The organism is Mucilaginibacter sp., assembly GCF_039925265.1.
Taxonomy (GTDB): domain Bacteria; phylum Bacteroidota; class Bacteroidia; order Sphingobacteriales; family Sphingobacteriaceae; genus Mucilaginibacter.
On sequence record NZ_JBDSZG010000013.1, the window covers coordinates 272,307 to 281,393 of the forward strand.

Sequence of the window (9,087 nt, forward strand, 5' to 3'; positions counted from 1 at the left end):
TTCGAAATCAAAAACTATGAGAATAATAGCAGAGCTACCCCACCCGGAATTTAAGATCTCCATCCTCAGCATGAACCAAAAATTCATCGTAAAGATAGAGCAGGGCACCCTGGAGCAGACTTACAAGATCCCGGAAATGGACCTGACCGATGGCGTGAACAGCGTTTTTGAAATACTGGACGAAGCGTTTTTAAAGACCGTTTCCGCCCGGTTTGCTGAAATGGGCAAGGACTATAAGGATGCATTCTATCGCTACAACTATTAGCGTCAATATGCTGTATTACAGGTAGTTGATTTATTAAAAATTCATTTTCGGAATTATATTTGGCAAAATGGCTCGTTTATCAACTAAAAAAACCCTCTATATCATTTCATTCATTAATTAAAATACATAAAACACTGATAGTTATATAATTTATGTATTCGCGTAAATTTTAATTTGGTGGCCTTAAATGCCAAACAAATGGGAGGTTTAAGCTAAAATAAGGTCTTGATACCAAAAACCGTCGGGTTTCGTATCGGTATTGATAACACAATTATCGTCGTTATTTTTGGGGGCCTTGTATTCCTTAAACACCTTCTCCCCTGTTTTGTATCTTATATCATTTTTGAAGATCGGGCCCTTAAACGTGAAGGTATGAAACTCGCCGTTCTCGCCGCAAACATCCACCCCATCCGGTAAACTGGCGATAAGTTCTTCCCCTATTTCACGGCCTACAAATTCCTCCAGCCGTTCCTGCACGCAAGCGATAACAGTTCCAAAACCCAGGCCCAAAAACTCGCCGATCAACTCGTGCGTGTCGCGTTTCCAGAGCGGGTAAATGCCGGTCAGGCCTACTTCGGCAAGGCGGGCATCGCGGTAGTTTTTCAAGTCCTCTAAAAAGATATCTCCGAAGATAGAATGGCTTAGCCCCTCGCTTTTAAAATGCGCGAGGTGCCGGCCCATCACCGCATCATATTCTTGCATGCCGGGCATTTCCGGCAGGCGGATCTGGTAAAGGGGTATGCCTATCTCCTCTGCCTGCCGCAGCAATAATTCGGTGCGTACGCCATGCATCGAGATCCTGTCGGCCGCATTACTGATAGTGGTAACCAGGTAACGGATATCAAGGTCGGGGTTTTGCAGGCAATGGTAAAGGGCGAGGGCGCTGTCTTTACCGCCGCTCCAGTTGAAAATGCAAGGAGTCATTTAGGTGAATAGAGAGTGGTGAGTGGTTCAGAAGTGGCGGTTGCTTTAGTTTGTTGCTGATTGCTTTTAACTTTGTTAATTAGCCTTGCATCAGCTGATCTACCAGCATGGGTACACCGATGGTGGCTTTATAAGGCATCTCCACTACCCCCGGGCTGGAGGATACCGGAATATTGGGATCGATGATATAACGCGTCACATCCTGAGGCACGTAGTTGATCAGGCCAGCCGCAGGGTATACCGCGAGAGAGGTTCCTACCAAAATAAAAACTTCTGCATCGGCACAAATTTGCGCGGCGGTTTCAATCATCGGCACAGCCTCGCCAAACCATACCACATGCGCACGCAATTGGGATCCCAATTTGCATTTTTCGCCCATCTTAATTTCCCAGCCATTAATAGGGTAAGTGAGTCTCGGGTTTACGCTGGATTGGGACCGGGTGATAATGCCATGCAGGTGGACTACGTTGGTAGAACCCGCGCGCTCATGCAGGTCGTCGATATTTTGAGTGATAATGGTGACCTGGTATTTTTTCTCCAAACGGACAAGCGCCAAATGGGCAGCATTGGGGCTGGCCTCTAAAACCGATTTGCGGCGCTCGTTGTAAAACTGCTGAACCATTTCGGGGTTGCGGGCCCAGGCTTCGGGGGTGGCAACATCCTCGATGTTGTAGCCTTCCCACAATCCATCGCTATCGCGAAAGGTTTTTAGGCCGCTCTCAGCACTGATTCCCGCGCCGGTAAGGATAACGATCTTTTTCATTGGTGGTTTTAAAGACAGTATCAGACGCGAAGTATCGCGTCTCTACAAGAATAAATTAAAAATAAAAGCGGTTCTGCCTAAACAAAACCGCTTTTAAAATATCTGGATAAACCGACTTTAAAGGGCCAGTTGTTTTTTACTCTGTAAAACAGTGTATTTGCTTTTGGCCAGTTCAAACCCTCCGAAAAGAAGCGTACCAAACAACAGGTCGCCGTATACCATATTCATCTCGAACGGGATGGCGGCAACTAAAGATGCACCGTAACCGGCCAGCGTGTGCGGGTATAAAGTACCGTATAACCATGGCAGATCCATAATGAGCCAGTGGATAAGAACCGACACCAACGATGCCAGGCCTACTGTACCAACGTTCACTTTCTTAATAAAAGTACCAACCAACACCATCAGTGCGAAGCACAGGTACATCCAGATAGAGCCACTGTAGTACAGCACCCATTTGGAAGTATACAGGTAGTTAATAAAAATATCACTCACAAAAAGCGCGGCTAAAGGCACCAGGTAAGCTTTCCATTTATCGGTAAAGTATGCACCACCAAATAAAGCGATGGCCCCTACCGGCGTAAAATTGCTTAGTACCGGAAATTTATAGCTCACAAAGCGCATGGCCACCGCAGCAACTATCATCAGGATGAGTATGGTGTTGCGGGTGTTTATTTTTTGTAGTGACATAGTTTTATATATGAAGCAAATTTATTGATTATCCATTGTAAAAACGAAAACTATTTAAACCGGTAATTTGCCCCCAGCATAAAATTGGCGCGGCGGGTGTTGTACCCTAACCAGTCTACATACTTTGTATCCAGCAGGTTGTTTACGTCGCCAAAAAAGCTAAGCTCTTTGGTTGCGCTATATTGTAGGTGCAGGTCTACCAGGTTGTATTGTTTTAAAACTACCACTACCGGTGCAAAAGTATTCGGGTCGAAAGTTAGGTCGGTGGCGTTGCCTGTGTGCTTGTAATTTACACCGAAAGAAAAATCGGCAGTCGCCTGGTACGATACATTTACACCAAAAGTACTTTTTGGCCTTCGATATAAGTTATTAGTTTGCAATCCGTTTGCATCCGTTAGCTTACCGGTTACATAAGCATACCATGCCGAGGCAGTCAGTTTTTTATTATGGTATGTCAACTCGGTTTCGAAGCCTTTATCTTTCTGCAAAGTTCCGTTTTTGTAGTAAGATTTGAAAGGAGATACCGGCTGCGAATAGAAATAAATTACATCCTTAGCATTGCGTTTGTAAAACGATGTAGTGAATGACAAGGTGTTTGCTACAACTTCCCAATCAAACCCGGCTTCGTAACTGTGGGTGTATTCGGGCTTTAACGCACTGTTACCATATTCTGATGAAAGCTGGTATAAGGATGGCGCTTTAAAAGCTGAAGCAATTGTACCGAACACTTTAAACTGATCGGCAAGTAGCACCGATGGATTGATGGTATATGTGAACTTATCTCCAAAAGCACTATGACGATTATACCTGCCACCCAACTCCATGTGGAAGATATCCGATTTGAAGAACAACGACGTATAAACGTTGCCAATATCGTTATGGGCCGTGGTATCGCTCGGGCCAGGGTTATAACCCGGCACTTCGTATAGGCTGTGCTGGTTGGTGTAGCTGTATTTATAGGCCGCGCCGCTGGTGATATCAAAATACTTGCCCAGGTTGTAAGTTAAAACAGCTTCGGCATTGGTTATGCGACCAATATTTTTGGTTTCCTGGTGGGTTCCGCCGTTATCCGGAGGCAGGTTGATGAAGTTATTGTGTACTGTATTTTGACTTAAATTAAAATTTAGCAAGCCTTTTCGCAAGCGGATCTTTGCGCCTAAGCCACTAAATACAAAGGTATTTTTGTAGTCGAAATTCTTATCGTCGGCAAATGCGCCATATGGCAGGTTTCCGTTGTTGCGGCTGATCTGCAGGTTACCGTTAAGGGCAAATTTATTAGTGATCTGCTGGTCTACATTCACACTGGCCGAACGCTGGTGAAAGCCGTCCTTTGTAAAATCGCCGGTGCCCGAAGCATCCGTTGCGGCAGCAAAACCTTTAGAATCGGTGTTAGACAAGTTGATAGCGATACCTGTTTTATTCAGCCTGCCATTCAAACCAGCCGCTTCCTTAAACGTTCCGTAACTACCGCCCACGAACTGCAGGTTACCTTTCAGCCCCTGCCCTTGCGGGTGTTTGGTGATGATATTGATCACACCAGCAACCGCATCCGATCCATATAAGGTAGATCCGCTTCCTTTTAGTATTTCGATATGGTCTATCTGATCTAAAGGGAAAGCGTTCAGGTCGTAGCTACCGTCAATAGAGCCCGCGTTATTTGCCGGGAAACCATCAATCAATATTAAAGTATTGCCTGATGATGCGCCGCGCAGGAAAACCGAGGTGCCGATACCCGGAGCATTTTGAGCACCCGAAAAGGTGATGCCCGGAATAGTGTTCAACAGCTGCGGTAAGCTTCTACCCTGCGAGCGTTCAATTTGCTGCGCAGAGATTATGGTAACCACCCGGCCTATTTCGCGTTGTTTTTTTGGTGAGCGGGTGGCCGTGACTACCACATCGCTAAGTACCCGGGCGGTATCCTGGGCGCGGGCTGCAGTACTATGCAGCGCCAGTTGTGCAAGCCCCAGGCCTGCAGCAACAATTACGTAATTTTTTTTCATGTTGTTGTGAGTAAACCCCACAGCATACAAGAAATGAACAGAATGGAAATACACTGCAAAGAAGAGCATTCACATTCAAGCTTCAATCCCCGAAAGCTATGAATAATTGTATGCTGAGGCAGGTATTCTGACTTGCTCCCCTTTGCCCTGTCTTCCCATCCGCGCAAAAACGGGCAGTGACTTTAAGATTGGGCCTCGGTTGATAGAGCTTACAGCTGCGGGACAGTTACAGATTTTCACTGTATTCCCTTTTAATCCCGGTTTAAGCCGGGAACCTTAAGCGGCGTAAAAGTACAACAACATTTATCATCCGCAAATAGAATACCATGAGTTTATGCCTGTAGGTGTCCCACTTTTAAAGTGGAACACTTATTTTTAAAACAATATTGATAATCAGTATTTTACAGTTTTTCGTGAAACACTTTGGAACACCCCTGTTGTTTAAATAATCATTGTAAATATCTATATATTAAGTATCTATAAAAAATTCGTATCATCGGTTAAAACGCCGTGAAATATTTTTTTTGGAACACCTATCAGTACCCTACTGACAAAACAGCGCCACCATTTGCCTGCCGGTTTTTGGCGAACTTGCGTCATTAATCCCAAATTTCATGAGCTACAGATCAACGGATGAACCACTATTTGAACGCCCGCCCGAAATTGAACTCATCCGGTCGATGGCGCGGGGCGTTAAGCTTACTGCCCGGCAGCGCAAGCAGGCGCGCCAACCGGAAGCCAGCGCGGTAACTGCCGACGAAGCCTTCATCATAAAAAAGGCCGACGACTGGCTCTGTCTTCCACCAGATGAAAGTGCAGCCGGCGAGATGCTTTTTGGCGGTTTGTGGTTTAAAGGCGAACTGTGCATTTTATTTGCCGATACCAATGCGGGCAAATCTACCCTCGCGGTGCAGTTGGGCGATGCCATTAGCCGCGGCGAGGCGGTGGGCGACCTGGCCGTGCAGCAGCAGCCCGGGCCGGTGCTTTATTTCGATTTCGAGCTGAGCGCGGCGCAGTTTGCCAAACGGTATACCAGCCCCGATGGAGAACTTTACCGCTTCCCGCCAAATTTTTACCGGGTTATCATCAACCCCAACGGGGGCAACGAGCGCAAATTCGCCAGCTATCACGATTACCTTATCAACTCCCTCGAGAATATCATCGTCAGCACCGGCTCGCGTACGGTCATCATCGATAATATTACCGCCTTGCGCAGCAGTACCGAGAGTACCGCCGCCGCCGTGCAACTGATGCGCAGCCTAAATACCATCAAAAATCGCTGGGGGTTATCCTTACTGGTGCTGGCGCATACGCCCAAGCGCAACCCTGCACGCCCTATTAGCCGCAACGATCTGCAGGGCAGCAAAATGCTGATGAACTTTGCCGACAGTGCCTTTGCCATCGGCGAAAGCCATGCTACACCCGGGCTGCGCTATCTTAAACAGGTAAAACAGCGCAGCGGCGCGCCTGCATTTAGCGCAGGCATGGTTCAGTTTTGCCGCATAGTAAAACAGGGCAGCTCGCTCCATTTTGTGTTTGAGGGCCAGGGCAGCGAAGCGCCTCACTTGCTCATCCATACCGCCCGGCAGCGCGATGCCCTCGAACAACAGATCCTCCGCCTCCACGCCGAAGGCCACAGCGTACGGCAGATAGCCAGCCAGGCAGATTGCGCGAAGAGTAATGTGTGCAGGGTGATTAAGCGGATGGAGAACATGGGGGTTTGATTGCGGGTAATGTAATGCCAAAATCAGCGTAGCCATCGCTAACGTTTTTGTATACTCGCATCAGCGCATCAAGTGTAGTTTATATTGTAATGTAATTTTATTAGATTTAAAATCACAATTTAAGTTTAACAAAATGCCTAAACCCAAAGAAGATTTTAACGGACAATACACAGGTTCCCGTCCAAATGAGATGGGATTAACTAAATATGAAATTGTTGAAAAACGAATTTCCGAATGGAAAATCGTTTCAAAAGATTTTCGAAAAAGCGAAGGTTCACTTAACTTATCCGGCTTAAATTTAGAGTCGCTTCCAGAAATCATTCGTCAATTAAAAAATGTCAAATCAATTAATATTTCAAATAACAAAATATCTGAAATACCCAAATGGATAGGCGAATTAAAGGATTTAACGGCATTAGATGCATCTACCAATCAACTAAAAGCATTGCCACGTCAAATGGGTGCATTAAAAAACCTTGAACTTATCTTCTTACAAAATAATGATTTATACTATCTTCCTGAATGGCTATCAAAACTGCCATTAATTAATATTCGATTACAAGGTAATTTTAGATTAGAGTTACCCAGCAGTATTTTAAGACTAACCCCGCCAGAAATCCTAAGATATTACTTCGAATCTCGTTCTGATGATGGTTTACCTCTTTTGGAGTTAAAACTTCTCCTCGTCGGCCGGGGAAAAGCAGGAAAAACGACTTTGGTAAAACGCTTATCTGGGGAAATTCCTGATGAACACGAATCCGAAACTCATTCTATTTCAATAAGAGAATTGACGTTTAAATGTCCTGATGGAATGGTACGAACCCGTGCTTGGGATTTTGGTGGGCAAGAGATTCTTCACTCTACTCATCAATTTTTTTTAACAGAGAGGAGCTTGTACTTAGTTGTATTGGAGCCAAGAACTGGGTTAGCTCAACGGGATGCTGAATACTGGCTTAAGTTAATAGAGAGCCAAGGAAATGGCTCACCAGTGATTGTAGCTTTAAATTGGAGCCATAATCATAAATGGACTGTTGATCGTGTAAAACTCGAGAGAAAATTCCCATTTATAGTCGGCTTTATTCCTGTTGATGCATTAAATAATTATGGCATATTTGAATTACAAAAACTGATTATACAAACTGTTCAAATAAAGATGCCTGACGTTTGGCTTCCATTCCCAAAGCATTGGCGACAGATAAAAGATGCCGTTGCAGGAATGAAAAGTAATTTCCTTAGTTTCGAGCAGTACGCTGAACTTTGCGAACAATTCGGGGAGAATCGTACAGATGCACAAGCCGATCTTGCCGGAATTCTTCATGCACTAGGGCTAGCTCTTTACTTCGGAAAAGATCCAAGGCTTCACGATACGAGGGTGTTAAACCCAGGGTGGGTTACAGGCGGCGTTTACGCAGTAATTCGTTCTAGATATGTTGAGGACAACGACGGGCAACTTTCGCTATCTGATATGCTTAAAGTTTTAACAGAGGCACAAGAACTAAAAGTCATTGAAGTAAATGATTACCCATTTGAAACACACCGTTTTATTTTGGAGTTGATGCGCGCTTTCCAACTTTGCTATGCAAGTGAAGAGGTTAATGGAAAGCCATCGAGATATTTGGTTCCAGAACTATTACCTGAATTTGAACCTGAAATGGGCGAAGCATGGAATCAAGCACAGGTTTGCTTACGTTATCATTACACCGTTTTACCCCCCGGCTTAATTTCCCGGTTTATTGTACAAACACACGCTTTAAGCGAAGGAGCATCCCACTGGCGTCATGGTGTCGTGTTAAATCATGCAGATGCCAAAGCTTTGATAAGAGATGAAATTGAAAGCTCTGATTTACAGGTTTTTATTTTGGGAGAAAACGATGATACACGAGGATTATTAGTGGCAATCGTTCGCAGGGAATTAGCGCTTCTTCACAAAGCAATGAAGATACAACCTGTCGAAGAATTAGAGCTTACTGGCGATGGCGAGCAATGGATAAGTGTAAAGTCTTTGCGCGAGGTAGAAGAACAAGATAAAGTAACACAGAAATTACCGGTACAACCAGAAGGTACCGCAGAAGTTAATGTGCCTCTTGAGTTAGATAAATTGATACCCGCTGCCGCCAGAGCAATTGATCGCGACAATTCTGTCCAACCTGAACCAGTGAGGTTATTTGTTAGCTATGCACACGGTGATGAACGACAACTGAAGCGACTGGACGCTATACTCGATGTCTTGGAGCAGCAACATGGATTAAGTTCGTGGAATGACAAACGCCTGATTGCCGGTGATGAATGGGACGAAGAAATTCGCGCCAGGCTGGAGGATATGGACATTTTTCTTTTTATCGCAAGCCAAACCTCTCTGGTGAGCCCCTACATCAGGGATACTGAAATTAAAAGAGCTTTAGAACGAAGGGACTTAAAAGAAGTAGAAATTGTAACCGTAAAACTCGAACCTTGTGCTTGTGACGATGATGCCAAACTCGGCAAAATGCAGCGTTTGGCATCAAAAATAAAAAGCGTAGCTGAAGTGTCTCCAAAGTCAATTGCATGGGAGCAGGTAAGAAAAGACTTGTTGCCCGTAATTAAAAAAATTCGTGGGGTCTGTAAAATAAACTGTGTCATGCCCAGTCAGGCTTCGGCCCCATGGGGCCGGAGCCTGACTGGGCATGATTGCTACATCAAATCTAATATCATTCTCCCAGGAAACCAAATGGCCAGTTTCTG

General features: G+C 45.1%; 7 protein-coding genes and 1 riboswitch. Of the genes, 3 read left to right on the forward strand and 4 right to left on the reverse strand.

All coding sequences use genetic code 11. The features are described 5' to 3' along the window. Positions 1-16 precede the first annotated feature (16 nt). Entirely contained in the window at positions 17-265 is a 249-nt protein-coding gene (locus ABIX36_RS06300) for a hypothetical protein (protein WP_348081311.1), read from the forward strand. Between the two features lie 207 nt (positions 266-472). Here the strand turns inward: ABIX36_RS06300 and ABIX36_RS06305 are convergent, their stop codons facing one another. The 4 genes from ABIX36_RS06305 to ABIX36_RS06320 all read right to left on the reverse strand — a co-directional run bounded on the left by ABIX36_RS06305 (position 473) and on the right by ABIX36_RS06320 (position 4,642). Further along, positions 473-1,189 (reverse strand): diphthine--ammonia ligase, encoded by a 717-nt coding sequence (locus tag ABIX36_RS06305; protein ID WP_348081312.1) that lies wholly within the window; start codon positions 1,187-1,189, stop codon positions 473-475. Positions 1,190-1,268: 79 nt separating this feature from the next. Continuing rightward, positions 1,269-1,952, reverse strand: coding sequence for an NAD-dependent deacylase (locus tag ABIX36_RS06310; RefSeq protein WP_348081313.1), 684 nt, complete (start codon positions 1,950-1,952; stop codon positions 1,269-1,271). Positions 1,953-2,069: 117 nt separating this feature from the next. Beyond that, complete coding sequence (locus ABIX36_RS06315) at positions 2,070-2,642, reverse strand: DUF6580 family putative transport protein (RefSeq protein WP_348081314.1); 573 nt, start codon at positions 2,640-2,642, stop codon at positions 2,070-2,072. A gap of 50 nt (positions 2,643-2,692) precedes the next feature. Continuing rightward, entirely contained in the window at positions 2,693-4,642 is a 1,950-nt protein-coding gene (locus ABIX36_RS06320; protein ID WP_348081315.1) for a TonB-dependent receptor, read from the reverse strand. A 99-nt stretch (positions 4,643-4,741) separates the two neighbouring features. Next, positions 4,742-4,936, reverse strand: a riboswitch (cobalamin riboswitch). Positions 4,937-5,256: 320 nt separating this feature from the next. Between ABIX36_RS06320 and ABIX36_RS06325 the strand changes: the two genes are divergently transcribed. Further along, a complete protein-coding gene (locus ABIX36_RS06325; protein WP_348081316.1) occupies positions 5,257-6,366 on the forward strand; it encodes an AAA family ATPase in 1,110 nt (369 codons plus the stop codon). Between the two features lie 133 nt (positions 6,367-6,499). Beyond that, on the forward strand, positions 6,500-9,087 hold a 2,588-nt coding region (locus ABIX36_RS06330), incomplete at its 3' end, for a COR domain-containing protein (RefSeq protein ID WP_348081317.1).